Genomic DNA, 25,332 nt, shown 5'->3' on the forward strand with positions numbered 1-25,332 from the left:
GGCAGCCGGTGGTCGTGCCGTTCGCCGAGCGACCGAATCGGGACTTGCTGAGCAGGTCCTACAGGTCGTCGTCCGAACGAGCACCGAAGACGATCTCGTCCCAGCTCGGCATGGATGCTCGACCCTTGCGGGACGACGCGCGCGGCCGAAACACATTCGGCTGGGGCGCGGTATTGCCCGGTCGGTCGTCGGTGTCATCGTTGAACACGTCCAGTGGCACGTCGACGATGCGAATTCCGCCGGTAGAGGGATGTGTGGCACGGGAGTCGGAAGCCGCGGCGTCGTCCCCGAAACCCGCCCCTTCCCGCTCGCCACGCCGGCGCCGCAGCGCCTCGAGCAGGTCGGCTGTCTGGTTCGACTCGGATTCGTCGGCGGCTGGGGCGCGGTTTATCGCGGCGTCCGACACTGCGAGCGGTGCATCATCGAGCCGTCCGTAGGGCACCGCCTCGAGGCGAGCCCGTGCCGCAGCCGTTCCGGGCTCGTGCGTTGCGAGATCCTGGCTGGTGAAGGCTCCACTGTCGAACCGGGACTGGTCGGGTTGGCGTTCTACATCCCCAACGGCCCGCAAGCGGGGAACCAGCGCGCCTGTGGCCTCCCCCTGCTGCGAGAGGGTGATGGCTTCGTTATTAAGCGGGGAAAGTGCCGCCTTCTTCGGGTCGAAGCGCCAGCGGGCATCGCGCTCGATCTGTTCGGCGCTGAAGGAGAGCTTGACAATCCAGCCTCCACCGATCTCTTTCCAACTCGCCCAGCGCTCATCGATGGCGCCGAGATCGTAGAGACGCTCGCGGATGACGGTGCCAAAGGTCGAGCCACCACCGAGTGGGTCGGTCTCCATCGCGGTATGCACGGGCACTGCAAGCGCAGAGTTGACGACGAATTCGCGCTCGGCAAGCACCGGACCCTCGAACTTTTGGATGTACTCGAGCGGAACGCCGGTGATGGCCGCAACATCAAGAGCCGACATTCCGGATCTAATGTGGGCCTGGATTTCACGGGGCGCCAGTTTGCGGCCCGACCCCGGATCCGGGATTGCCTGGCGCAGTTTCGACTGCAGCACCTCGTCGATGGCGATGCGGTACTTGGTACCCTCGTCGGAAACAACGAGAAGTGCGCCGTTCTCCACTCCGATGACTCTCAGGTCTTGCATACTGAACGCCTTTCGCAACTGCCTCGTGATGACAGAGTGGCACGTCGTCTTCTTAAATAACGGGAATATCCCGGGCGTGCCGCAAGTTGCTCCGATATCGGATCCACGGTCTTTGGCCAATGGTTTGCTATTCGCAAACTAATGGTGCAAGCTATGGCCGCCGATTGAGACCAATCGATATATTCAAGAACTGGATGGGCATGGCAACCGACTACGACGCACCTCGTAAGACCGACGACGACTCCGAGTCGATCGAGGCTCTTAAAGAGCGCGTTCCGGACAAAATGTCTGGCGTCGTCGACGTGGATGATTCTGACAATCCTGGCGGCTTCGACCTGCCGGGCGCGGATCTCTCAGAGCTCGACCTCGACGTCGTCGTGCTACCCCCGCAGGCCGACGAGTTCACCTGTGTCAATTGTTTTCTCGTCAAACATCGCTCGCAGCTCGATCACGAGGAGAAGCTCGGATTGATCTGCCAGGAGTGCGCGGCCTGAGCCGGTTCGTGCGCCTTTAGCCGGCGCGCGCTGCCTCGATCGCGGCGGCCAGGGCATCCGGTGTTCGAGTCGACACGATCCAATACGGGGTCGGGTCGGTCTCGTCGGTCACTTCGATTTTGGCGACCGGCGACACCCAGCCGCGGATCAGCAGCCACGCGCGTGCGTCGAGGAGGCGGCCCCGCTGAAGGGTGGCCTCTTCGCCCCGGAACACGGTCACCGTGCCGATGAGGTGAACCGAGACCCGCGCGCGCCCGGCGATGAGTTCGCCCCGGGATACTTCAATCACGGGAGAGGTCGCAACCAAAACCAGCACAACCATCGCATAGAGAACGAGCGCAACGATCGCCCCGGCCAGAAGATTGATCGGAAGAAATACCAGCAAGCTCGCAGGCACCACCAGTGCCGTTGCCAAAAAAACCCAGTGTGATGGCCAGATGCGTTCATGGTAGAGCGTCGAAAGGATCGTCGGACCACCGGGAGGGTTCTGCGTCATTTCTCTATTCGACCAGATTTTCCTCTGCTCCGACGGCACCGTCGTTCTGCACTACCCTCGTGACGTGTCTGAAAGCGTTGAAGTCCTTATCGTGGCCGACCGGGTGCCCAGCTATTCTCATCCCGGTGACGCGGGTGCTGACCTCGCCGCCGCCGTGGCGATAACACTTGCTCCCGGCCAGCGTGCGACAGTGGCAACCGGGGTGTCGATCGCGCTTCCCGACGGTTATGTCGGGTTTGTCGTTCCTCGGAGCGGGCTCGCGGCCACGCACGGCATCACGATCGTGAACAGTCCGGGCACGGTGGATGCCGGCTACCGTGGCGAGATCAGCGTCACCCTGTTGAATACAGACAACTCAATGCCGTACTCTGTCGCGGTCGGTGATCGAATTGCCCAGCTCGTGGTGATGCCAGTGACTCGGGCGCGATTCATCCCGGTGCAAATCCTCCCGGGCAGCCAGCGTGGAGAATCCGGATTCGGGTCGACCGGCCACACGACCAACGACACTGAACCGCCCAGTACCGAAGAACAAGGAGAGTTTCTGTGAGCGACACCGCTTCGCCATCCGGCGAGCCTCAGCCGAACGAGAATGCCGACACGAGCGCCACAGACGAGCCCCTGAAATCTGCCCCGGCCGACCGGGAGACCGAGGGGCCGCTTGACGAGTCTGAGGCGAACCCGGTGCGCCCGTATGTCGATCTTGGGGGAGTCAAGATCCTCCCGCGCGAGGGCCTCCAACTGCGACTCGAGGTGGAAGAGGGCAGCCAGCGAGTCGTCGCTGTCGGCCTGGACTACGCCGGTTCCACTCTGCAGGTGCAACCATTCGCTGCGCCGCGCACCTCGGGCCTCTGGCACGAGATCCGGGAGCAGATAGCCGAACAGATCGCGAAGCAGGGCGGCACGACCCGCCTGACCGAAGGCCCATTCGGTCCAGAGCTTTTCGCGGAGATCCCGGCAACGACTCCCGGGCAGCCGGATTCGACCCGCTTAGCCCGGTTCATCGGCGTCGACGGTCCGCGATGGTTCCTGCGAGGTGTGATCGCCGGCGACGGAGCAGTCGACACCGCCGCTGCTCTCCAGATCGAAGATTTGTTCCGCAGCGTCGTCGTGGTGCGTGGCAAGACTCCCATGCCGCCGCGCGACCTTATCCCCCTCCATATGCCCAAAACCGCGGCTGCACCTGACCCGACGACACCGGGCGCCTGAGCCGGGTGACTGACGAAAGAGAGCCCGAACCAGGCTTTCGGGAAGCGTTCGCCGATGCGATGCGCAAGACCGGGCTTGGCCAGGTGGCTCCGGGCGAAGTTCCGACTGGACGGTCGTTACTGAAGGCGGTCGGCGGCCTTCGCGGCTTGGTTGAGTCCATCCTGCCCGCGCTGGCATTTCTTGTGCTCTACGCGACCACCAAGAATTTGCCGCTTTCGGTGCTGGTACCGGTGGCACTCGCGGTGGTGTTCGTGGTGGTCAGACTCGTCACCCGCACCCCGATCACTCAGGCGTTTGCGGGCATCGTTGGCATCGCTATCTCTGCGATTCTCGCCCTGGTCTCCGGTCGTCCGGAAGCGAATTTCCTTCCGGGGATCGTGGTCAACAGTGTGAGTCTGGCTGTGTTGCTTGTCAGCATTCTTGCGCGCTGGCCGCTCATCGGAGTGATCGTCGGATTCCTCACCAACGAGACAACTCAATGGCGCGAGCAGAAAGCGAAGCGGCGGGTGCTCTACCTCACCACCTGGCTCTGGGCCGGACTCTTCGCCCTTCGTCTCGCCGTCGAGGTGCCGCTCTACCTCGCTCAACAAGCCGAGTGGCTCGCCGGGGCGAAACTCCTTCTTGGCATTCCCCTTTACGCGGGAATGCTCTGGGTGACGTGGTTGCTCGTGCGTGCCGTCTATTCGGGGATCCCGCGGCCGATCAGCGAGTGATCCGCGTGCTAAAGTATCTTGATATCGAGATACTTTTACGCCGGTGTCGGCTGAACCAGTCTTAGAATTATCGTGCTGGCATTACGGCCAGTGGCGGTCGAATATGGCACCGGGTGTCTCGCCACAGATCACACCCAGCCCAGCAAGGGAGTCGCGCAATGTCGCAGGTCAACAGTTTCGGTTCGAGGGACACGCTGACGGTGGGTTCTACTGACTACGAAATCTTCCGGATCGACCACGTTCCCGGCTCTGAGAAGTTGCCGTACAGTCTCAAAGTGCTGCTCGAGAACCTGCTGCGGACCGAAGACAACGCAAACGTCACCCGATCGCAGATCGAAGCCCTCGGGTCGTGGGTCCCTACCGCCGAACCAGACACCGAGATCCAGTTCACCCCCGCCCGGGTCATCATGCAGGACTTCACCGGGGTCCCCTGCATCGTCGACCTCGCCACCATGCGGGAGGCGGTGTCCGCCCTCGGAGGCGATCCAAAGAAGATCAACCCGCTCGCTCCGGCCGAACTCGTGATCGACCACTCCGTGATCGCCGACCTTTTCGGCTCCGAGAACGCCCTCGAGCGCAACGTCGAGATCGAGTACCAGCGCAATGGTGAGCGCTACCAATTTTTGCGCTGGGGACAGACGGCTTTCGACGACTTCAAGGTCGTGCCGCCCGGAACCGGCATCGTGCACCAGGTCAACATCGAATACCTGGCACGGGTCACGACGACTCGCACGGTGAACGGTGTGCTGCAGGCCTACCCCGACACCTGCGTTGGCACCGATTCACACACCACAATGGTCAACGGCCTCGGTGTGCTGGGCTGGGGCGTCGGTGGCATCGAGGCCGAAGCGGCAATGCTCGGCCAGCCCGTCTCCATGCTCATACCAAAGGTGGTCGGTTTCAAACTCACCGGGGTCATTCCGACCGGGGTGACCGCAACAGATGTCGTCCTCACCATCACCGAGCAGTTGCGAAAGCACGGGGTCGTCGGCAAATTCGTCGAATTCTATGGGGCTGGTGTCGCAGCTGTGCCTCTGGCCAACCGCGCCACTATCGGAAACATGAGCCCCGAGTTCGGTTCCACAGCGGCGATGTTCCCGATCGATGACGTCACGCTCGACTACCTGCGCCTCACCGGTCGAAGCGACGAGCAGGTCGCACTTGTCGAGGCCTACGCGAAGCTTCAGGGGCTCTGGCACACCGCAGATTCCGAGCCTAGTTTCAGCGAATACCTCGAGCTCGACCTGTCAACGGTCGTGCCATCGATCGCCGGGCCGAAGCGGCCGCAGGATCGGGTCATCCTCTCCTCGGCCAAGGCCCAGTTTGCGAAGGATCTCACGAGTTATGCCAGTGTCGAGGACGGACTCATCGAGCACGACCTTGTCGATCTGGGTATCTCTGAGTCGTTCCCCGCATCCGATCCGCCAAGCAATCAGCCGGAGGATGAGCACAGTCACCACCGCCACACGCATGTCAGCCATGCGCCCTCCTCGGTGTCCCGGCCCACTGCGGTAACCACGAAATCCGGCGAGAGTTACACCCTCGATCACGGAGCCGTGGCCGTCGCGGCAATCACGTCCTGCACCAACACCTCGAATCCTTCGGTCATGCTCGCTGCGGGGCTCCTGGCCCGCAACGCGGTCAGGAAGGGCCTCACATCCAAGCCCTGGGTCAAGACGACCCTCGCGCCCGGCTCCAAGGTGGTCACCGATTACTACGCAAAGGCTGGCCTCACTGACGACCTCGAGGCACTCGGTTTCTACACGGTCGGCTACGGCTGCACCGTCTGCATCGGCAACACCGGACCTTTGATCGAGGAGGTCACCGACGCGATCAACAAGAACGATCTCGCCGTGACCGCCGTGCTCTCCGGCAATCGAAACTTCGAGGGCCGCATCAGCCCCGATGTGAAAATGAACTATCTGGCGAGCCCCCCGCTTGTCATCGCCTACGCCCTCGCCGGTTCGATGAACTTCGATTTCGAGACCGATTCCCTCGGCACCGGCAACGACGGCGCCGAGGTCTATCTCAAAGACATCTGGCCGGACGCTGCCGAGGTGCAGTCGACGATCGATTCGTCTATCGACACCGCAATGTTTACCAAGGAGTACGGAGAGGTCTTCGACGGTGACGAGCGCTGGCGCTCGCTTCCGACACCGGACAGTGAGGTCTTCGAGTGGGATTCTGAATCAACCTATGTGCGTAAGCCCCCGTACTTCGAAGGAATGACCCTGGAGGCCTCTCCGGTCAGCAACATCTCGGGTGCTCGAGTGCTGGCGAAGCTCGGCGATTCAGTCACTACCGACCACATCAGCCCGGCCGGCAATATCAAGGCCGACAGCCCCGCTGGGAAATACCTTGCCGACCACGGTGTGGACCGCGCTGACTTCAACTCCTACGGATCGCGGCGCGGTAACCATGAGGTGATGATTCGCGGCACCTTCGCGAACATCCGTCTTCGCAACCAGCTCCTCGACAACGTGGAGGGCGGATTCACCCGCGACTTCACTCAGGCGGATGCACCGCAGTCGTTCATCTACGATGCAAGCCAGAACTACCAGGCCGCCGGGACGCCACTCGTGATCTTCGGCGGCAAGGAGTACGGCTCCGGATCCTCCCGTGACTGGGCCGCGAAAGGCACGAGTCTTCTCGGTGTCAGAGCGGTCATTGTGGAGAGTTTCGAGCGTATCCATCGTTCAAACCTGATCGGGATGGGAGTGGTACCACTGCAATTCCCCGCCGGAGAGACTTGGGCAACCCTCGGCCTCGATGGCACCGAAGTCGTGAGCATCACTGGCCTTGAGGAGTTGAACGACGGGACCACACCGAAGACCGTGCGGGTCTCGGCAGCCCCGACGGAGCACTCCGCAGCAGGCAAGCAGAACGTCGAGTTCGACGCGGTCGTGCGCATCGACACTCCCGGTGAGGCCGACTATTACCGCAACGGGGGGATCCTCCAGTACGTTCTGAGATCGCTGGTTTAGGCTGTCGTGGTGAACCTTCTGCAAAGTATCCACGGACCACGTGATCTGGATCGGCTCACCAAGGATCAGCTCGTCGAGCTCGCCTCCGAAATCAGGGGATTCCTTGTCAGCGAGGTGTCCAAGACCGGCGGTCACCTTGGACCGAATCTCGGGGTCGTTGAGCTCACGATGGCTGTTCATCGCGTCTTCGATTCCCCGTTCGACGCGATCGTTTTCGACACCGGCCATCAGTCCTATGTGCACAAGCTGCTGACGGGGCGGCAGGATTTCAGTCGCCTTCGTGAGCGTGGCGGGCTGGCCGGTTATCCGCAGCGTTCGGAATCCGAACACGATATTGTCGAGTCCTCCCACGCCTCCAGTTCCCTGAGTTGGGCTGACGGCATCTCGCGTGCGTTCCAGATGACCGGCCAGAAGGATCGCCATGTGGTCGCGATTGTCGGTGATGGCGCTCTCACCGGGGGGATGACCTGGGAGGCGCTGAACAACATCAGCGATGACAATTCGCGCAATCTCGTCATCATCGTCAACGACAACGGGCGCTCCTACGCCCCGACCATCGGCGGTATGGCACGTTTCCTCAACGACGTACGCACCCGGCGTTCCTACCGCAGTCTCAATGTCTCGAGCCGCCGTTTCTTCGACCTCTTCGGATCTCCGGGGCAGGCTCTGTACCGCGGCATCCGTGGAGGTACGCACGGCTTCCTGAGCCGCTTCACCAACAATGAAGCGCTGTACTCGAACCTCGACATCAAGTACATCGGTCCAATTGACGGACATGACCTGCGGGCTATGGAGGAAGCCCTTACTCAGGCCAAGAACTATGGAGCCCCGGTCATCGTTCACGCGATCACCCAGAAGGGGAAGGGGTTCGAGCCAGCGGTGCTGGATGCGGCGGACCAGTTTCATGCCGTCGGTCACATTGATCCGGAGACCGGCGAGCCCATCGATCCCTCTGACAAACAGTCATGGACCTCGGTTTTCGCCGAAGAACTCGTGGTTCTCGCCGACAGCAACCCGGCCATTGTGGGCATCACCGCCGCGATGCTCCGCCCCACCGGTCTGCAGCCCCTCGCCTCCAAGTACCCAGAGCGGGTCTTCGACGTTGGAATCGCCGAGCAACACGCTGTCACCTCCGCGGCCGGGCTCGCGTTCGGCGGACTGCATCCGGTTGTTGCGCTGTACGCGACCTTCATTAACCGGGCATTCGACCAGGTGCTGATGGATGTCGCGCTACACCGGGCTGGCGTGACTTTCGTGCTCGATCGGGCCGGTGTCACTGGCCCTGATGGGCCAAGTCATCACGGAATCTGGGACCTCGCCATTTTGCAAGTCGTCCCGCACATCCGCCTCAGCGCGCCGCGCGACGCCATTCGCCTGCGTGAAGAACTGGGTGAGGCGGTAGCTGTGGCGGACGCCCCGACGGTGGTGCGATTCTCCAAGGGTAATGTCGGCAACGAGATCCCCGCAGTGCGCCGCCTCCCCGACGGCGTGGATATCCTCAGCGAAGCATCCCGTAAGGATGTTCTCATCATCACAGTCGGACCGATGGCCGAGATTGGGCTCGCGGTGGCGGCACGTCTGGCGGACCAGGGCATCGGTGCGACCGTCATCGATCCGCGCTGGGTGGTGCCGGTGCCCACAAGCGTCATCGCACTTGCGGCGGAACATCGTCTCGTCGTGACCATCGAGGACGGAATCCGGGTCGGGGGTATCGGTACGCGGATTCGTCAGGATCTGCGCGCGGCTGGTGTCGACACAGCACTGAACGAACTCGGACTGCCCGATGAGTTTCTCCAGCACGGGTCGCGCGCAGAGATCCTCGAAGAGGCTGGCCTCACCCCACAGCAGATCGCCCGCGATGTCGTCGAGCAAGTGCTCGGCAGCAAGATCCCGGTGGCGCGCCCGCTCACCGGTGAGGCCCATGAACAGAGCGCACTGGGGTCAGATCGCTCCTAGCTTCAACACCCCGAGCGCCGACAACTGCGGACGCATGCTGTCGTCGCTGCTCAGCAGTCGGGGCACGGATAGTGCGGCCCGGAACACCGACCCGCACTGCCCCTGCCCGCTATGCCCCTACTGCCCCACCACAGTGTTCGAGCTGCACGCAGCGCGCGAGGTGCCGCTAGCTGACACCGCGCAGCGCCGGGTGGTGGAAGGTGTCATTGAAGACCCGCTCCGAGGCACCGACCCGGTCGAGGTACGGCGTCACCCCGCCCATTTGGAACGGATATCCTGCGCCAAGAATGAGGCTGAGGTCGATGTCTTCCGCTGCCTCGACGACTGCCTCATCGAGCATGCGATGAACCTCATCGGCCAAGCCATCCTCGATGCGGGTTCGGAGCTCATCGGCAGTCATCGGCGTTGTGCCCCCGGCGACGATGGCACGGGCCTTCTTGTCGATGCCGGTCACCTTTCCCTTGGAGTCACGCTCGAAGATGTGACCGAGCTCGGCTAGCTTGTGCAGGTTCGCACTCTGGAAGAACCGCTCTGGGAAAGCGGCATGGTGCGTATCGAGTACATGGGCTCCGACCGTCAGGCCAACGAGTTCGAGCAGCTCGAATGGAGTCATCGGGAGACCGAAGGGCTTCGTCGATTCCTCGACGACCTCGAACGCAGTGCCGGTGTCGACCGCGTGCATCGCCTCGCCCAAGACCTTCGCAAGAATACGGTTGACCACAAATCCGGGGGTGTCGGTCGTGATCACAGCGTTCTTGAACAGCTTCGCGGCCGTGACCATTGCAGTCGAGAGCGTCGCGTCATCCGTCTGCGGAGTCTTGACCACCTCGACAAGGGGCATGACGGCCACCGGGTTGAAGAAATGAAAACCTACAAGGCGCTCCGGATGCTTCAGCTTGGCACCGATTTGCTCGACCGACAGCGACGAGGTATTCGTCGCGAGCACGGCGGTGTCGGAGAGGTACTGCTCCACGTCGGCAAAGACGTCCTGCTTGACCCCGAGCTCCTCGTACACGGCCTCGATCACCCAGTCACAGGCAGCGAAATCGGCCTTGTCGGTTGTTCCTGTGACGAGGGCCGTGAGTCGGTTTGCCTCATCCGGTGAGATGCGCTTTTTGGTGAGTAGCGCGTCGATCTCCTCGTGGATATAACTCACGCCCTTGTCGACGCGGGCCTGGTCGAGGTCGGTGATGACCACCGGCACCTTGAGTCGACGCACGAAGAGCAGCGCGAACTGGCTTGCCATCAGGCCGGCCCCGATCACGCCGACCTTGGTAACCGGTCTTGCGATGCTCTTATCCGGGGCGCCTGCCGGGTGCTTGGTGCGTTTTTGCACCAAGTTGAATGCGTAGATGCTCGCCTTGAACTGGTCACCGGAAATGAGGTCGGCGAGTGCATCGTCCTCGGCCGCAAAACCGGTCTCGCGATCGGTATTCTTGGCAGCTTTGAGCAGACCGAGGGCCGTGTAGGGGGATTGTGCCACGGTTCCGATTCGACTCTCGAGCATCTTGGTTGCGACCCCGATCGCGATGTCCCATTTGATGGCGCGCTCGATCTTGCCTGGGGCGTTGGCGCGCTTCACCGTGGTGGTGCCCGCGATCACGCCGTCTGCCCATGCGATGGAGTGCTCGAGGAACGAGACGGAATCGAAGATGGCGTCGGCGATCCCGAGGTCGAATACTTCCTGCCCGGTCAGCATCCGGTTGTTTTTCAGCGGGTTCTCGATGACGACCTTCAGCGCGTTTTCGATACCGATCAGGTTCGGTAGCAGCCACGTTCCACCCCAGCCGGGAATGATTCCGAGAAACACCTCTGGCAGTGCGACGCCGGGGGTGTTGCGATCGACCGTGCGGTAGTCGGCGTTGAGTCCGATCTCGAGTCCGCCGCCGAGCGCGAGACCGTTGATGAACACAAAGGACGGCACGCCAAGATCGCTCAGCTTACCGAGGGCATAGTGACCGAGTTGGGCCATCTGTTTGCCGATGGCCCGGCTGGAGATCGAGCCGACCTTGGAGAGGTCTGCGCCGGCGGCAAGGAAGAACGGCTTACCGGTAATGGCGACTCCGACAATCTCTCCGCGAGAAGCTCGCTCCTTCAGCGTGTCGAGGGTCACGGCAAATTCGACAAGGGTGACCGGGCCGAGCGTTGTGGGACGGGTGTGGTCCCGGCCATTGTCGAGCGTCACGAGTGCAAGTGTGCGACCTCCCGAGATTGGCAGGTCCCGCACATACGAGTGGGTGACGACCTCATCTTCGGATGCTGCAATGAGTTCCGCAAACCGGGTCTGTGTTGCGACGTCAGTCATTTCTTCTTCTTTCCGTCGAAGTACGGGTTCTCCCAGATGACAGAGCCGCCCTGGCCAAGGCCAACGCACATTGCGGTTAGGCCGTAGCGCACATGCGGCTGCTCCTTGAACTGCGCAGCAAGCTGGATCATCAGGCGAACGCCAGAGGAAGCAAGCGGATGGCCGATCGCGATTGCTCCACCCCATTGGTTGACGCGAGGGTCTTCGTCGGCGATGCCAAAATGGTCGAGAAGCGAGAGCACCTGCACGGCAAAGGCTTCGTTGAGTTCGAACAGGCCGATGTCGGTGATCGACAGGCCAGCCTTACGCAGTGCTTTTTCGGTCGAGGGCACTGGCCCAAGACCCATGATCTCGGGTTCGACACCGGCGAAAGCGAAGCTCACGAGTGTCATCTTGGCGCTGAGCCCCAATTCTTTGGCGACGGTCTCGCTTGCGAGAAGGCTGATCGTTGCACCGTCATTGAGGCCGGACGCGTTTCCTGCGGTAACCCGGCCGTGTGCACGAAACGGCGTCTTCAGCGCGGCCAGGCCCTCAAGAGTGGTCTCGGGCCGAAGAGCCTCATCGCGGGTGGCGAGGCCCCACCCGGATTCGGACCGGATCGAGACCGGAATCAGGTCGGGTTGAAGCTTGCCGTTGTCGTAGGCTGCGGCGGCTTTCTGCTGGCTTGCGAGGGCGTACCGGTCCGACCGCTCCTTGGTCAGAAGCGGGAAACGGTCGTGAATGCGCTCGGCGGTAGAGCCCATGTTGAGTGCCTCGCCGCTCACCAGCTTTTCGGAGAGGAATCGCGGGTTCGGATCCGCGCCGAAGCCCATCGGATGACGGCCCATGTGCTCGACGCCGCCCGCAAGGGCGAGATCATAAGCTCCGAATGCGATGCCTCCGGCCAGCGTGGTGACCGAGGTCATCGCTCCGGCGCACATGCGGTCGATGGCGAATCCGGGTACCGACTTCGGCAGGCCCGCGAGAAGCGCGGCGGTGCGCCCGAGGGTCAGGCCCTGGTCGCCCTGTTGGGTGGTCGCGGCAATTGCGACCTCATCAACCCGGTCCCTGGGAACATCCGGATTGCGCTCGAGCAAGCCGACCATAGCCTTGACGACCAGATCATCCGCCCGGGTGTTCCAGTACATTCCTTTTTCACCCGCGCGTCCGAAGGGAGTACGAACCCCATCGACGAACACGACTTCATGTCTCTCGGCCACAATGCCTCTTCTCATTCTTAGGTAAAAACAAGCCTAAACCGCCAAAAATCAGGGTGAGAATCGTTTGACTGTTCCTACGAGACCTGCTCGACGTCCGGTTCGATCGTTTGGCTGGCATCCACAAAGGCATCGAGGATCACCTGTGCGATAGCGTCAATTTGCCAGGGGCGTGCCCCGAGGCCGAGGAGGTCGGTGCGGATGCTCTCGACGTCGAGCGGGTGCAGGGGAGTCCACGCGAGGCGACGCAGCAAATCGGGCGTCAGGACATTTTCGGCGGGAATGTCGATCTCGGTGGAGACGACGGCGATCGCGGCGCGGGCAGCCTTGAGGCGTTTGTCTGCCTCCGGATTACGGTCGCTCCAGACCCTCGGAGGGGGAATCGCCTCACTCGCGACCCTCAGCGCCGGGAGATCATCCGTGGTGCGTCCAACCTCGATCGCAGCCCACCAGCGCGGGAGTTCCGAGCGGCTTGCGCGTCCGTTGAACTCACGGAGGGAGGCAAGCTCGTGGCGGGATTCGGGCATCGCTTTAGCGGCAGCAACGAGCGACGCATCGGGAACCAGACGTCCGGGAGCCGTGTCGATTTGGCGGGCGTAAGAATCACGCGCCTCCCACAGCTCGCGAGCTACCGCAAGATTTCGGGCGCCGCGCACGGTATGGAGGCCGGACAGCCGACGCCAGGCATCCCCGGTGGCAACTTTTGCTTCGCGCGTGAGTACGGCAGAGAATTCTTGGTTGGCGATCTGGGTCTTGCCGGCGGCCTGGAGCAGAATGACCATCGCATCTCGCAGGTCGGGGAGCAACTCGACGTCGAGTGCCGCGTACACCAACCACGCCTGGGGAAGTGGACGAGTCGACCAGTCGGCAGCAGAGTGCTCTTTGGCCAGATGAATGCCGAGCAGGTTTTCCACGACGGTGCCGAGTCCGACGCGGGGAAGACCGGCAAGCCGTGCACCGAGCTCGGTGTCGAAGATGCGGGTGGGGTCAAGTCCGACCTCCCGCAGGCAAGCGAGGTCCTGGCTGGCGGCGTGCAGGATCCATTCCTCATCTCGGATCACCGCGTCGAGCTCCGCAAATGAGCCGATAGCCGGCGGGTCGAACAGAAAGACACCTGAGCCTCTGCGGTAAATCTGAATCAGGTAAGCCCGCTGGGAAAAGCGGAAGCCGGAGGCACGCTCGGCGTCGATTGCAATCGGACCGTGTCCGGCCGCGATGGCCGCGACGGCGTCAAGATACTCTTCTCGGGTCTCGATGACATGCACCTCAACATGAGGAGCCTGTTGCTGCCCCACATCGGGTACTGGCTGCGGCGCACTTGCGGTGACGGGCTCTGCCTCGGACGGGGACTCACTTGCGAAAGCGTCACCGTGACCGTCGAATTGGGTACCGTCAAGAAACACCGGTTCGCGTCCGGTGTCGTTCACGTCCGTTCTCTGCGGGCCGCTAGCACACTCACTCCTTCGAAAGCTGGCGGCAGTCCCGCCAGCATGCACAGCAATTCACCCCAGCCTTCCACATGTGCGGTGATGTTGTGGGCGTCGAGCGGAGTCCATGAAGCGCGAAGCTCTATTTGTGCCCCATCACCCTGCGCGGCTAGCTCGCCGAACCCGGTGGAGATGATGCGGGTGGCCGTGCCCGATTCTGCGGTGTAACGGGCGCCACGTGCCCTCAAAGCGTCGACGAGCCACGACCAGGAGACACCTGCAAGATAAGAATCGAGACCGATGTCGGTTTCAATCGGAGCCTGCGCGTAGCAGACGACACGGAAAACACCGCCCCAGGATTCAGGGGAGGACGGATCGTAGAGCAGGATGAACCGACCGGTCGCAAGTTCCGAATCCGAGTCGTGCCGCGCCGGGGTGACATCCGCGGCCAGTGCCACACTAAATGGAGCGAGGTCCCTACCCGGCGAGGGAATCTCGGAGAACACGAGTTCTGAACGCAGCGACGCACTGCGGATGGCATCGAGGGCAGCGCGGAATGCGGCCGGCTCCGGTTGTCCTGCGGCATTTTCGGGCACGAGTGAAGACTAAAGTTCCTCTGTGGCAGATTCCCGACGGCACGCCGTCAAAGCAATTCCCTCGGCTCCCGCCATCCTCGCCACGATTGCGGCTGTTGCGGCTGTTACTGCGATCACCGTCGCGGCAGTAACGCTTCAGGTTGCTCGCTCGGTTGTGACGCCGCCGAAGCGTCGCCCGGAGGACACGCGAATCCTCGCCGTCGACGGTGCGGGAGAGACGATAACGCTGATCGCGACCGCCGACGCTCGGCTCCCCGGAGAGTACGGCTTCTTTTTCGGTGAGGGAAGCGGCCATGCGCGGGTCGGTGGAATCGTCGCGCAGACCCAGCACACCGTCATCCGCCGGCTCCTCGGTGTTGACCGCGGAGTACTCACCCGAGCTCGTCGCGGCCGGTTCAGCGGATGGTTTTATACCGGCCCGGCTGACCTCGGTTTTCCATTCGAGAACGTAGAGATCGCAACAGAACTCGGACCCGCACCCGCCTGGCTCGTGCCGCCGGAAGAACCGAGCACTCGGTGGGTCATTGAGGTGCATGGCCGCGCGGTGCGCCGCGAAGAAACTGTGCGGGCGGTCCCTGTATTTCGGGCCGCCGGCTATTGCTCGCTGCTGATTTCCTATCGCAACGACGAGGATGCCCCGGCGAGTCTCGACGGGCGGTACGGGCTCGGTGATACCGAATGGCATGACGTGGATGCCGCGATTCGCTATGCCGTGGAACACGGTGCGACGGATATCGTGCTGATGGGCTGGTCGATGGGGGGAGCGACGGTACTGCAGGCCGCCACCCGCGCTGAATTCGCGGGAGTTGTGCGGGGCATCGTGCTGGATTCACCGGTGATCGACTGGGTAACCGCCCTGCGATTTCACGGAAAGCGACTGGGGCTGCCGAACCTGATTTGCTCCGCAGCGATCGCGCTCCTCAGTATGAAATGGGCTGGTTCGCTCACCGGTCAGCGTGCGCCGATCGACCTGGCACAGCTCGACTTCGTGCGTCGTTCCGCCGACTTGCAGCTGCCCATCCTGCTCATGCACAGCGACGATGACGGATTCATCCCCGCGACAGCCTCGCTCGCACTCTCCGCGGCGCGCCCCGACATCGTCACCTATGTGAAGTTCACCGTCGCTGGCCACACCAAGCTCTGGAATTACGACCGCGAACGATGGAACGATGCCATATCGTGCTGGCTTGCCACGGAGCTCGCGTAGTGGCCTCCCGAAGCTCCCCAGCCGAGAAGACCCAATCGAGAAGACCCAGCCGAGAAGTCCCGGCAGGGGAGTTCTCAGTCGAGAACTCGCCAGCGTGCGTAGAGCGTGTTGCCGTCATCCGCAAGCAACTGTGCCAGCTCAAGACGATGCGCCGAGATCGGCGAGCTTCCGAACATCGGCAGGGTCACTCCTCCGACGACGGGGCTCGTAGTCAGACAGAGCTCGTCGACGAGGCCGGCATCCAGCATTTGAGCCGCGAGCGATGGCCCGCCTTCGCAGACGATTCGACGGAGTCCTCGCGCCCGCAGCGTTTCCACGATGTCGGTGGCAGACATGCGACCCGCGGTGTCAGGTACGACGACGATTTCCGCAGACGGTAGGCCTGCGCTGGCGGTTTCGACGACCGCTGACGGACACAGAATGAGTGGGCTGAATCGACCGGGTTCGACGGTAAGGCGGTGCCCGCCGAGATCCCCGGTGCTTGTGACAATCGCGAGCGGAGCAGTACGAGGCAGCTGGTAGCCCTCAGCGCGAACGCTCGCCGCACCGACGAGCACCACGTCGCTGTCACGTCGGATCACACCGAGAATCTTGCGATCCGCACGATTGGTGAGGGTGTGTGAGGTGTCGTCCCCGCCAGCGGCACTGCCACTGAGGCTCGCGACCAGGTTGATGCGAAGGGTGTCGGCGCCAGCAAGTACGTACAACCGGCCGAGTTGATCGCGCGCATCTGCTGCCTCAAGGTCGATCGGTTGACCGGCTTCGGGAAACAGGGCTCGGACGATCACGCGGGGACTCTCTCGCGCACCTGTCGTTTGGTGCGCGCCAGCATTGCGCTCATCCCGCGGATGCGCAGCAGACTCACCGCCTGGGTCAGTCCGATGGTGTTTGGGAAATCATCGGGCACATCGAGTACCTGTTGTGCGGTGAGGCCCGAGAGGCCCTGGGCGAGGATCGATGCGAAGCCGCGGGTCGTCGGCGCCTCTCTCGGAGCGGTGGCGTGGAGATGCACGATGTGATCGTCGTCCACCTCAGTGAAGATAAACACCGGTGACTGGCACTCCACGACACGTTCGAAGAGATCAGGATGTTCCGCATAGCGCGGTGGAAGCTCGGGGAGATCATTGGCGAACTCGAGAAGGAGGATGAGCCGATCACCCTGTTCGAGTTCGAGAAACTCCTCGCGGATCTGGGCGAGGGACTCGGGAAGAGCGCTAGTGGTCATAGATCCCAATCATTCCATCCGGAGGAGCGGGGTTGGCTGTGTGAGTGTGGACAGCCGGCAGGCCACGGCCTCGAGTTTGCCTGCTCTCAGCGGATCGGTATCGCTCCCGGCTCGGCCCCCATGGCGATGGGCACCCTCACCGCGGAGCCCCACTCCGTCCAGGATCCGTCGTAGTTGCGCACGCCCTCGAAACCGAGCAGGTGAGTCAGCACGAACCAGGTGTGCGCCGAACGTTCGCCAATGCGGCAGTAGGCAATCACATCGTCGCCGGTGGTGAGGCCAGCGCCAATCCGGTAAATGGACTCGAGTTCCGGAAGGGTTCGGAACGTGCCATCCTCAGCCACGGCCTTACCCCACGGCACACTCTGTGCGCTCGGGATGTGACCGGCGCGAAGCGATCCTTCCTCGGGGTAGGCGGGCGCTGTGGTGCGTTCGCCGCTGTACTCCTCGGGGGAACGCACGTCGATGAGCGGTTTGCCGAAGTGCGCGAGCACATCATCTTTGAAGGCGCGGATCGCGGAATCATTGCGTTCAACGACCGGATAGTCGACTGCGGCCGGCCGCGATGTCGGGGTGACGTACTCTCCACCTTCGGCCTCCCACTTGGCGCGGCCACCGTCCAGCAGTCTCACGTCAGCGTGTCCGAAGAGAGTGAAGACCCACAGAGCGTAGGCCGCCCACCAGTTGTTCTTATCGCCGTAGATCACGACGGTGGTGTCACGGCTGATGCCCTTGGAACCGACCAGGGCGGCGAATCGAGCCCCGTCGATGTAATCGCGTTCGACTGGATCGTTGAGATCGGTATGCCAGTCGACCTTCACCGCCCCGGGGATGTGACCGGTCTCGTACAGGAGCACATCCTCATCGGATTCGACGACAACCAGACCGGGTGCACCGAGGTTGGCACGCAACCAGTCGGTGCTCACGAGACGGCTGGGGTGGGCGAACGCGGTGAACGAGGCTGATGGGTCGACCTCTACGGTCATGTGATACCTCCGGTTTGCGCCCGTATGGGCGGCGGTTTGCCTGCGGGCAGAGAGCTAGGCTCGAAGCTGTCGATAGTGAATCTACTCAGTCGACCTGTGCGTGACATCGATTCTGTAAGACTCCGACACATCTCCCCACAAGCGTAAGGGCCTCGAGACACGTGAGCTTCGAACAGGCGATCTCCCGAGGCAGTCTCGTCGACCGCGACTGCTCCATCACGGCTGAAGAGATGGTGCAGCATCTGGTGCCACCGCGTCAGTTCGAGACGGCAACGCTGGATTCATACCGGCCGGATCGGGACTATCCGTCGCAGGGTGGTGCCGTCGCGGCCATCCGGAACTTCGCCCGCGGGTTTTCAGCGAAAACCAACCATCTGTTTTCCCGTCGCAAGACTCCAGTGGAAATGCCAGGGGTATATTTCGACGGAGGTTTCGGCGTCGGCAAGACCCACCTTCTCGCAGCCCTCTGGCATCTTGCCCCCGGTCGCAAATACTTCGGCACCTTCATCGAGTACACGGCGCTCGTCGGGGCCCTCGGTTATGTCGGTGCAGTGGCGCAATTGCAGGGCGCAACCCTGGTCTGCATCGATGAGTTCGAACTCGACGATCCGGGGGACACCAGGCTTATGTCCCGGCTGCTCTCGGAGCTCGTCGCCTCTGGATCCCGTATTGCCGCGACGTCGAACACCCCGCCCAATGCACTCGGTGAGGGCAGGTTCGCCGCGCAGGATTTCCTCCGCGAGATTGACGCGCTGGCCGCTCGTTTCACCACTCTTCGCATTGACGGGCTTGACTACCGGCGCCGCGCGATGCAGGGTCACGCTTCGACGTCCGCCGAATCCGAGTTCGACGCCAGGCTGACAGACCTCTCGGGGGTCATCACGGTAGACAGTTTCGATACCGTGATCCAGCACCTGTCCACGGTGCATCCCTCCCGCTATGTGCGGATGATCGACGGTTTGGACGGGATCGCCCTGACCGGCGTTCATCCGCTGTCGAACCAGACCGATGCCCTGCGTCTCGTTGCCTTCGTCGATCGTCTCTACGATGCCCAGGTGCACATACTCGCTACCGGCACCCCACTGGACCGGGTTTTCGATGACGACATGCTCGCGGGCGGTTACCGCAAGAAATATCTTCGAGCGGCGTCGCGGCTGATCGCACTCACCGCCGACCGCGCCTGAACCGGCACGACCCCACCTCTCTGCAGCGAATGAGTCGGCTGTGACCGCCCGGGAGTGCGGTGTGTTCAGGCCGCGTCGATTGACCGGTAGTGACGTGCGCGGATCGCCGTGAGCGTGACGCCGATCACTGCGGCGAGCACTGACGCGATCAGAATCGCGAGTGTGCCCTCGACGGCAACCTCTTCTTGGTTCTCATAGGCAAGCTCGTTCATCAGCAGGGACACGGTGAATCCGATTCCGCCGAGGGCGGCAACGGCGAGGATGTCACCGAGCGGAAAGCGGTGTCGCTTTGAGGCAAGCCGATTGGCCACCAGTGCCCCACCGGTGATGCCGATCAGCTTTCCGATCGGCAGAGCGACGATGATCGCCCAAAACACCGGGCTGAGCTCGCTGATACCCACCGCGGGGAGCACGACAAGCGCCGCAACGAAGGCGAATACGGGCAGGATGATTCCGTTGCTCCATGGTTCGAGAGCATGCCGGGTGCGCCCAGCGCTCTTACCGACCATGATCAGCCCGAGGGCGACGCCGGCGATGGTCGCGTGGATTCCGGAAAGGTATACCAGCACCCAGGCGGTGAGGCCGAGCACGATCAGTATCACCACGGTCGGCGCCGACCGCACGCGCCTGCTCAGCCAGCCGAAAAGCAGCACGACCGGCACAGCGGCGAGCAGTGGAAGCGGTCGGAGATCGTCGGTGAAGAAGAAGGCAATGATGAGGATCGCAATGAGGTCGTCGATCACCGCGAGGGCCAGGAGTAATGCGCGGATTCGCGTGGGAAGAGCTCGGCCGACGAGAGCCAGCGCACCGAGCGCAAAAGCGATGTCTGTTGCCGTGGGAATCGGCCAACCATTGGCAAGTTCGGGGTCGGGCACCATCAGCAGGAAGATCGCGGCAGGCACGATGACGCCTCCCACCGCGGCGATGGTCGGCACGAGTGCTTTTCTCGCGCTGTTGAGCTCGCCGCTGGTGAGTTCGTGCTTCAGCTCGATTGCAGCAAGAAAGAAAAAAATGGCGAGCAAACCGTCGGTGACCCAGTGGCCGATCGAGAGATTCAACCCGAGCCAGGGCACAGGAAGTCGCTGATCCCTCAGGCCCTGGAGCGCCGGCCCGAGTGCAGAATTCGCGAGGGCAACTCCGAGAATTGCCGCCCCCAAAAGGAGAAAGGCGGCGTAGCGCTCGCTGCGGAGGAATTTCACGGTGTACTCGTTCGCATTTTGCTAAGTCTACAAGAGTGCCTCGCACGAGAGGCCTGCGCTCACCGTCCTCGCCAGCGCGGTCGTGGAAACACGATGTTTACCTGACGGCCCCGCATGTAACAACGAAGAAACACTTCAACACGCTTGCCGAAATATCCGCCGTTCAAACTACTGCCATCCCGAGACGCGGCTGCGATCCGGCGCCTGCTGCCGGGTGTCGGGCGAACCGCAACGCGGCACTCCCTTGGTTACAGAGAGGCACCCCCACCCATGGTCGAATTATCGGTCCTTGCCGACGCCACAACTGACGGCATCACGTCAAACCTGAACTCGCTCTGGCTGCTCGTAGCCGCGGCTCTCGTGCTCATCATGACCCCCGGAGTCGCGTTCTTCTATGGCGGAATGGTGCGCGCGAAGAGCGTCATCAGCATGATGATGATGAGCTTCGGCGCAATGGGCCTCATCGGCGTGCTGTGGGTGCTCTACGGGTACGGGCTAGCGTTTGGGCCGCCGCTGATCGGCGGCTGGCTCGGTAACCCCTCCGGGCTCTTTGGACTGGGCAAGCTCGTCGGAATCGGCAAAGGTGGGGCAATGACTCCAGACCTTCCCGGTCTCGCCTTCGCCGGCTTCCAAGCCACCTTCGCGATCATCACTGTTGCGCTAATTTCTGGTGCCATCGCGGACCGCGCCAAATTCGGTGCCTGGATGGTCTTCGCCGGTGTGTGGGCGACCATCGTCTACTTCCCAGTCGCATATTGGGTGTTCAACCTGGGCGACGGCTGGGCTGCGTTCGGACTCAAGGTCAACGATTTCGCCGGCGGGACGGCGGTTCACATCAACGCCGGCGCGGCCGGCCTCGCCCTCGCGCTTGTCTTGGGTAAACGGGTCGGCTTCCGCAAGGGCATATCGAAGCCACACAACGTGCCGCTGACCCTGCTCGGCGCGGCGCTGCTCTGGTTCGGCTGGTTCGGATTCAACGCCGGCTCCGAGGCTGCAGTCGACGGCGTCGCCGCCATCGCCTGGATCAACACATTGGTGGCTCCGTCCGCCGCTATTCTCGGCTGGTTGATCGTTGAACGGATCAAGGACGGTAAGCCGACTTCCATCGGTGCCGCGTCCGGGGCCGTGGCGGGACTGGTCGCGATCACCCCGGCCTGCAACATTCTGACCCCGGGTTGGGCCATTGTGCTCGGTATCCTTGCCGGCGCAGTCTGTGCCCTCGCCATTGATCTCAAGTTCAAGCTCGGCTTCGATGACTCGCTGGATGTTGTCGGCATCCACCTGGTCGGTGGTTTGCTCGGCACTCTCTACGTCGGTATTTTCGGCAGCGGAATCGGCTTCATCGACACCGGAAGCTTGAAGCAGCTGAGCGTGCAGGCGATCGCCGGATTCGGTATCGGGATCTACTCGTTCGTTCTTGCCTGGATCATCGGTATGGTCATTCAAAAGACCATGGGCTTCCGCATTACCAACGAGGATGAGGTCGCTGGTGTCGACACCATCGTGCACGGTGAAGAGGGGTACGCGCTCGAGACCGTTTAGTCTGCCGCACAGTGAGCACCACGACTTGAGATGGGGCGTCGACCTTCGGGTCAGCGCCCCATCTCTGCATCCCCCTAGTCTTGGCTGCGAAGCGTCGCAGTGGCGGCCGGAGAGGCAGGTGTGCCATGGATGCTGTGGGCCTGGGGTTCAGCGCACTGGCTACCGTGTCGATCCTTGCCGTCTCCGGCCTTCTCGCTGTCTCCGGCCTTCTCGACTCTGTGGAGAAGCATCGCCCTGCAGGAGGCTCCACCCGCGCCATTCTTACCGCCGTCCTCGGCGGGTCTGTGGTTGTGCTGGCCTACCTCCTGCGGCTGCTGGCTCTACCTGTGCTCCTTATGGGACCGGTCGTGGCTCTTGCGGCGTTATTAGCGATCCTCGCCAGCTCTGTGTCAGGCCACGAATCCACCCCACGAAGACTTGCCATCGCTGCAGCCTCGACAATTTTTGTGTTTTTGCCCGTTGCCGCAGCTGTTTTCTCCACCTCGTTCGACCCCTTCGGGACGCGAATTGGCGTGATTGATTTCGGAGGAGCAGTTCCTACCCTGGTCGTCGGTGGGGGGCTCGCGCTCGGTCTGAGCCTGATCCGCGCCCCTTCCACGGGCCCCGCCCGAAAACTTCCCGACGCACGGAGGATGCTCATCCTCGCGATCCTGGCCTGGATTGCCTGCGTGGGCTGGATGGTCGGACTCGAATTGGCCGCGGACGATATGGTGCCAATCATCGTGGCCAGCGCAGTCGTGACGCCCCCGATGGCCGCTGTCGCAGCATCTGTCGTCGAGCGCCTCCGCTTCAGCCGTACGACGGCCTCGGGGATGGTCACGGGTCTCGTCACAGGCATAGCTGCTGCAGTACCTGCCTGTGCGTTCGTCACCGCACCACTCGCCGCCGTGATCGGGCTCATCGTCGGAGCAGTCGGCGGCGTTCTCCCGCGCGGGATGCGTCGTTCGCTAGCCGGATTCATTGTGGTCGGCGCCGCCATCGGTACCGTGCTGGTAGGCGTCTTCGGCACGAACATCGGGTATCTCTACACGGGGCAGCCTGAGTTGGTCGTGAGCCAGCTGTCGATCACGCTCGTGGCTGCCGCCGGCGGGATTTCGCTTGGCGTGGCGATCGGTTGGCTGTTTCGGCGGTGGCCCCAGAAAGCCGAGGTGACCCGGTGATCGCTGGGCCTGATCGTTCAGCGCCCCGGCGGAAGCACACGATTGGGGGATAGCCCGGGTGGCTCCGAGCTAACGTTCCATCATGCTGCGGGCTATGAGAGCCCGCGCCGCAGTGCCCTCGGGAATCGGCAGGATCGGGAACACGTGGATCATCCCCGGCATCTCGTGATAATCGATCGTGAGGCCGGCGGCTCTGGCGAGACCCATGAATTTCGTCGCATCCGCGTTCAGGATGTCCCTGGTCCCGCTGAACATTGTGAGGGGGCCGAGCCCGCGGAGGTCGCCATAGAGCGGACTGACCAGGGAATTTGTTTCCGAAAGTGGGCCGCGATAGACGCCACCGGCAAAATGCGAACCGGGCACGGCGAGCCAGGGGTCACGGGGTGCGATAACCGCGAGTTGGGGATCGGTGCCGGTGATGTCGAGCCAGGGGGAAATCAGTACGGTGCGGTGCGGGGCCGCACTGCCTCGGTCGCGCAGCTGCATTGCCACGGCAAGTGCCATCCCACCTCCGGCTGAATCTCCGAGAAGACTGGTGTTTTCCGCACCGACTTCCGCGATAAGCCCGGCGGCAAGATCAGTCGCTTTCGGCACGATGGTCTCGGCCGTCTCGGCTGGGGCCAGCGGATAAATCGGTACGAGGAATCGCGTGTTTGTTTCTATGGCGAGCCTCGCCACGAACAGCCAGTGCTGCAGTGCGATCTCGAAGACGTAGCATCCGCCGTGGAGGTACAGGGCACGGCGGGCGGGGGCGGAACCCTTCGGGCTGATCTCGTAGACAGTCCAGCCCGCGATCGTGTGTTCTCGCACGTCGACCAGCCGTGAAAGCCGTGCCGGGGGGCGTGATTTCGGAGCTCGGCCGGCGGCCTGCCGTGCCAGTGTCTGCCGCATCGCCTCGGCGGAAGAGAACACGTGCTTGGATCCGCGAATGGTCATGACCGCTGGCATGAGACGGCTGGCGAGACTCTGCATCCGGCAAGCATAGGCTGGCGCTGTGGAGTCAATCTCGCAGATCGCACCAATTCTTCCCGGGCGCCCGGTTCTCCAGCAGTTTTGGGCCGATTTGACCTTTGTGCACTGGAGAGTGGATGCGTCGGTCATCGCTCCGCTTCTGCCGTCCGGAATCGTCCCCGACGTCTTCGACGGCAGCTCCTGGGTGGGACTCATTCCGTTCCGGATGGTCGGATCCGCGTTCTTCGGTGGACCAGCTGTGCCCTACTTCGGTACCTTCACCGAGGTTAATGTGCGGCTCTACGGAGTAGACGAGTTCGGTCGGCGCGGGGTCGTGTTCGCTTCCCTCGAGGCCTCGCGGCTCGCCGCGGTGATTGCGGCACGCACGGTCTTCGGGCTCCCGTACTTCTGGGCAGCCGCCGATTTCAGCCATGACGGTCTCGATTATCGCTACGTGAGTAAGCGCATCGGCGGCGGTGGACCGACCACGAAGATCGTGAGTCGGGCATCCGCAGTTGCGGTGGTCGACGACCCGCTAGCCGACTTCCTCACCGCCCGATGGAGGTTGTTCGTCGGACGCGGCGGCAAGACTGCTGTGCAGGCGAATCAGCATGGCGCGTGGCCACTGGTCACCGCCGAGCTCCTCGAACTCGACGATGAACTCCTCGCCGCAGCCGGACTACCCGGAATCGCGGATCGAGCACCGGATTCCGTGCTCTTCTCACCGGGGGTTCTCACGCAGTTCAGCGGCGCCCAGCCACTGGTTATGCCGACGAGCCGGCGACTATCGGCCCCGGGACCTGCGGCGACCTCCAGCAGTCCCTGAGCCTCTCATCAGTGCCAGGAAGTTGTGTGGGCGATACCGGACTCGAACCGATGACCTCTTCGGTGTGAACGAAGCGCGCTACCAACTGCGCCAATCGCCCTGACTCGCCAATACTGCCATATCTGGCGAGGGTCCACGTCGCCACGCCGGACCGTCATATGGTTTGGTGAGACCTCGAGCATCGGATAGAGTCAGGGACGCACACAGAAATGTGAGCAGTTGCGGATGTGGCGCAGTGGTAGCGCATCACCTTGCCAAGGTGAGGGTCGCGAGTTCGAATCTCGTCATCCGCTCGAGTGGAATTGTTTGCACTGTATTTGACACGAAAGTGTCAGGCGCGGTGGCGTGGCCGAGAGGCGAGGCAGCGGCCTGCAAAGCCGTCCACACGGGTTCAAATCCCGTCGCCACCTCAAGTAATAAAATAATTTCATACCGATTTGAGCGATTGGCGCAGCGGTAGCGCGCTTCCCTGACACGGAAGAGGTCGCTGGTTCGATCCCAGTATCGCTCACAAGAAAAGCCCCGGTCAGCC

General features: G+C 62.7%; 22 protein-coding genes and 4 tRNA genes. 14 read left to right on the forward strand and 12 right to left on the reverse strand.

Translation table 11 applies throughout. The features are described 5' to 3' along the window. Window positions 1-58: 58 nt before the first annotated feature. Complete coding sequence (gene sepH / locus IWX88_RS08070) at window positions 59-1,147, reverse strand: septation protein SepH (RefSeq protein WP_196829129.1); 1,089 nt, start codon at window positions 1,145-1,147, stop codon at window positions 59-61. Window positions 1,148-1,347: 200 nt separating this feature from the next. Here sepH and IWX88_RS08075 point away from each other — a divergent pair, with 200 nt between their 5' ends. Then, entirely contained in the window at window positions 1,348-1,641 is a 294-nt protein-coding gene (locus IWX88_RS08075) for a DUF4193 domain-containing protein (RefSeq protein WP_196829131.1), read from the forward strand. A gap of 16 nt (window positions 1,642-1,657) precedes the next feature. Here the strand turns inward: IWX88_RS08075 and IWX88_RS08080 are convergent, their stop codons facing one another. Then, window positions 1,658-2,137: a DUF3093 domain-containing protein gene (locus IWX88_RS08080; protein ID WP_231369043.1), complete on the reverse strand. Its 480-nt coding sequence runs from the start codon at window positions 2,135-2,137 to the stop codon at window positions 1,658-1,660. A 64-nt stretch (window positions 2,138-2,201) separates the two neighbouring features. Here IWX88_RS08080 and dut point away from each other — a divergent pair, with 64 nt between their 5' ends. The 5 genes from dut (at window position 2,202) to dxs (ending at window position 8,996) form a co-directional block, all read left to right on the forward strand. Then, complete coding sequence (gene dut / locus IWX88_RS08085; protein ID WP_196829133.1) at window positions 2,202-2,684, forward strand: dUTP diphosphatase; 483 nt, start codon at window positions 2,202-2,204, stop codon at window positions 2,682-2,684. Further along, window positions 2,681-3,343 carry a DUF3710 domain-containing protein gene (locus tag IWX88_RS08090; RefSeq protein ID WP_196829135.1) on the forward strand — a complete coding sequence of 221 codons (663 nt, stop codon included), beginning with the start codon at window positions 2,681-2,683 and terminating at the stop codon, window positions 3,341-3,343. The genes dut and IWX88_RS08090 overlap by 4 nt, the downstream gene beginning before the upstream one ends. Before the next feature lie 5 nt (window positions 3,344-3,348). Then, on the forward strand, window positions 3,349-4,056 hold the full coding sequence (locus IWX88_RS08095) for a DUF3159 domain-containing protein (protein WP_370568254.1): 708 nt from the start codon (window positions 3,349-3,351) through the stop codon (window positions 4,054-4,056). Between the two features lie 158 nt (window positions 4,057-4,214). Next, a complete protein-coding gene (locus IWX88_RS08100) occupies window positions 4,215-7,040 on the forward strand; it encodes an aconitate hydratase (RefSeq protein WP_196829137.1) in 2,826 nt (941 codons plus the stop codon). A gap of 9 nt (window positions 7,041-7,049) precedes the next feature. Beyond that, complete coding sequence (dxs, locus tag IWX88_RS08105; protein ID WP_196829139.1) at window positions 7,050-8,996, forward strand: 1-deoxy-D-xylulose-5-phosphate synthase; 1,947 nt, start codon at window positions 7,050-7,052, stop codon at window positions 8,994-8,996. A gap of 166 nt (window positions 8,997-9,162) precedes the next feature. On the opposite strand, the gene IWX88_RS08110 is transcribed toward dxs, so the two are convergent. From IWX88_RS08110 to IWX88_RS08125, 4 genes are all read right to left on the reverse strand, one after another. Continuing rightward, window positions 9,163-11,301 (reverse strand): 3-hydroxyacyl-CoA dehydrogenase NAD-binding domain-containing protein, encoded by a 2,139-nt coding sequence (locus tag IWX88_RS08110; protein WP_196829141.1) that lies wholly within the window; start codon window positions 11,299-11,301, stop codon window positions 9,163-9,165. Then, entirely contained in the window at window positions 11,298-12,500 is a 1,203-nt protein-coding gene (locus IWX88_RS08115; RefSeq protein WP_196829143.1) for a thiolase family protein, read from the reverse strand. Before IWX88_RS08115 ends, IWX88_RS08110 begins: the two co-directional genes overlap by 4 nt. Before the next feature lie 74 nt (window positions 12,501-12,574). After that, a complete protein-coding gene (locus IWX88_RS08120; RefSeq protein WP_196829572.1) occupies window positions 12,575-13,792 on the reverse strand; it encodes a ribonuclease D in 1,218 nt (405 codons plus the stop codon). Between the two features lie 128 nt (window positions 13,793-13,920). Continuing rightward, window positions 13,921-14,520 (reverse strand): DUF3000 domain-containing protein, encoded by a 600-nt coding sequence (locus IWX88_RS08125; RefSeq protein ID WP_196829145.1) that lies wholly within the window; start codon window positions 14,518-14,520, stop codon window positions 13,921-13,923. Window positions 14,521-14,542: 22 nt separating this feature from the next. Here IWX88_RS08125 and IWX88_RS14040 point away from each other — a divergent pair, with 22 nt between their 5' ends. Next, complete coding sequence (locus tag IWX88_RS14040; protein WP_196829147.1) at window positions 14,543-15,727, forward strand: alpha/beta fold hydrolase; 1,185 nt, start codon at window positions 14,543-14,545, stop codon at window positions 15,725-15,727. A 74-nt stretch (window positions 15,728-15,801) separates the two neighbouring features. On the opposite strand, the gene IWX88_RS08135 is transcribed toward IWX88_RS14040, so the two are convergent. The 3 genes from IWX88_RS08135 to IWX88_RS08145 form a co-directional block, all read right to left on the reverse strand. Continuing rightward, a complete protein-coding gene (locus IWX88_RS08135; RefSeq protein ID WP_196829149.1) occupies window positions 15,802-16,515 on the reverse strand; it encodes a dihydrofolate reductase family protein in 714 nt (237 codons plus the stop codon). Beyond that, complete coding sequence (locus IWX88_RS08140; RefSeq protein ID WP_196829151.1) at window positions 16,512-16,952, reverse strand: SufE family protein; 441 nt, start codon at window positions 16,950-16,952, stop codon at window positions 16,512-16,514. Before IWX88_RS08140 ends, IWX88_RS08135 begins: the two co-directional genes overlap by 4 nt. 86 nt (window positions 16,953-17,038) lie before the next feature. Beyond that, entirely contained in the window at window positions 17,039-17,938 is a 900-nt protein-coding gene (locus IWX88_RS08145; RefSeq protein ID WP_196829153.1) for a sulfurtransferase, read from the reverse strand. Between the two features lie 161 nt (window positions 17,939-18,099). Between IWX88_RS08145 and zapE the strand changes: the two genes are divergently transcribed. Continuing rightward, window positions 18,100-19,122 (forward strand): cell division protein ZapE, encoded by a 1,023-nt coding sequence (gene zapE, locus IWX88_RS08150; RefSeq protein ID WP_370568256.1) that lies wholly within the window; start codon window positions 18,100-18,102, stop codon window positions 19,120-19,122. Window positions 19,123-19,187: 65 nt separating this feature from the next. Here zapE and nhaA read toward each other — a convergent pair whose 3' ends face one another. Continuing rightward, the gene (nhaA, locus tag IWX88_RS08155; protein WP_196829156.1) at window positions 19,188-20,321 is read right to left on the reverse strand and encodes a Na+/H+ antiporter NhaA; all 1,134 of its coding nucleotides are present in this window, start codon (window positions 20,319-20,321) and stop codon (window positions 19,188-19,190) included. A 270-nt stretch (window positions 20,322-20,591) separates the two neighbouring features. Here nhaA and IWX88_RS08160 point away from each other — a divergent pair, with 270 nt between their 5' ends. Together IWX88_RS08160 and IWX88_RS08165 are read left to right on the forward strand one after the other, a co-directional pair. Next, window positions 20,592-21,863: an ammonium transporter gene (locus IWX88_RS08160; RefSeq protein WP_196829158.1), complete on the forward strand. Its 1,272-nt coding sequence runs from the start codon at window positions 20,592-20,594 to the stop codon at window positions 21,861-21,863. Between the two features lie 125 nt (window positions 21,864-21,988). After that, window positions 21,989-23,023, forward strand: coding sequence for an ammonium transporter (locus IWX88_RS08165; protein WP_196829160.1), 1,035 nt, complete (start codon window positions 21,989-21,991; stop codon window positions 23,021-23,023). A 69-nt stretch (window positions 23,024-23,092) separates the two neighbouring features. Here the strand turns inward: IWX88_RS08165 and IWX88_RS08170 are convergent, their stop codons facing one another. After that, window positions 23,093-23,995 (reverse strand): alpha/beta hydrolase fold domain-containing protein, encoded by a 903-nt coding sequence (locus IWX88_RS08170; RefSeq protein WP_196829162.1) that lies wholly within the window; start codon window positions 23,993-23,995, stop codon window positions 23,093-23,095. A 22-nt stretch (window positions 23,996-24,017) separates the two neighbouring features. Between IWX88_RS08170 and IWX88_RS08175 the strand changes: the two genes are divergently transcribed. Then, on the forward strand, window positions 24,018-24,800 hold the full coding sequence (locus IWX88_RS08175) for a YqjF family protein (RefSeq protein ID WP_370568257.1): 783 nt from the start codon (window positions 24,018-24,020) through the stop codon (window positions 24,798-24,800). 27 nt (window positions 24,801-24,827) lie between these two features. Here the strand turns inward: IWX88_RS08175 and IWX88_RS08180 are convergent. Then, window positions 24,828-24,900, reverse strand: a tRNA-Val gene (locus IWX88_RS08180). Window positions 24,901-25,021: 121 nt separating this feature from the next. On the opposite strand from IWX88_RS08180, the gene IWX88_RS08185 reads away from it, so the two are divergent. The 3 genes from IWX88_RS08185 to IWX88_RS08195 all read left to right on the forward strand — a co-directional run bounded on the left by IWX88_RS08185 (window position 25,022) and on the right by IWX88_RS08195 (window position 25,311). Continuing rightward, window positions 25,022-25,093: transfer RNA gene (locus IWX88_RS08185), tRNA-Gly, on the forward strand. Between the two features lie 46 nt (window positions 25,094-25,139). Beyond that, a tRNA-Cys gene (locus tag IWX88_RS08190) sits at window positions 25,140-25,210 on the forward strand. Window positions 25,211-25,239: 29 nt separating this feature from the next. Continuing rightward, window positions 25,240-25,311, forward strand: a tRNA-Val gene (locus IWX88_RS08195). The last annotated feature ends 21 nt before the right edge of the window (window positions 25,312-25,332 follow it).

This window comes from Frigoribacterium sp. CG_9.8, from assembly GCF_015751965.1.
Taxonomy (GTDB): domain Bacteria; phylum Actinomycetota; class Actinomycetes; order Actinomycetales; family Microbacteriaceae; genus Lacisediminihabitans.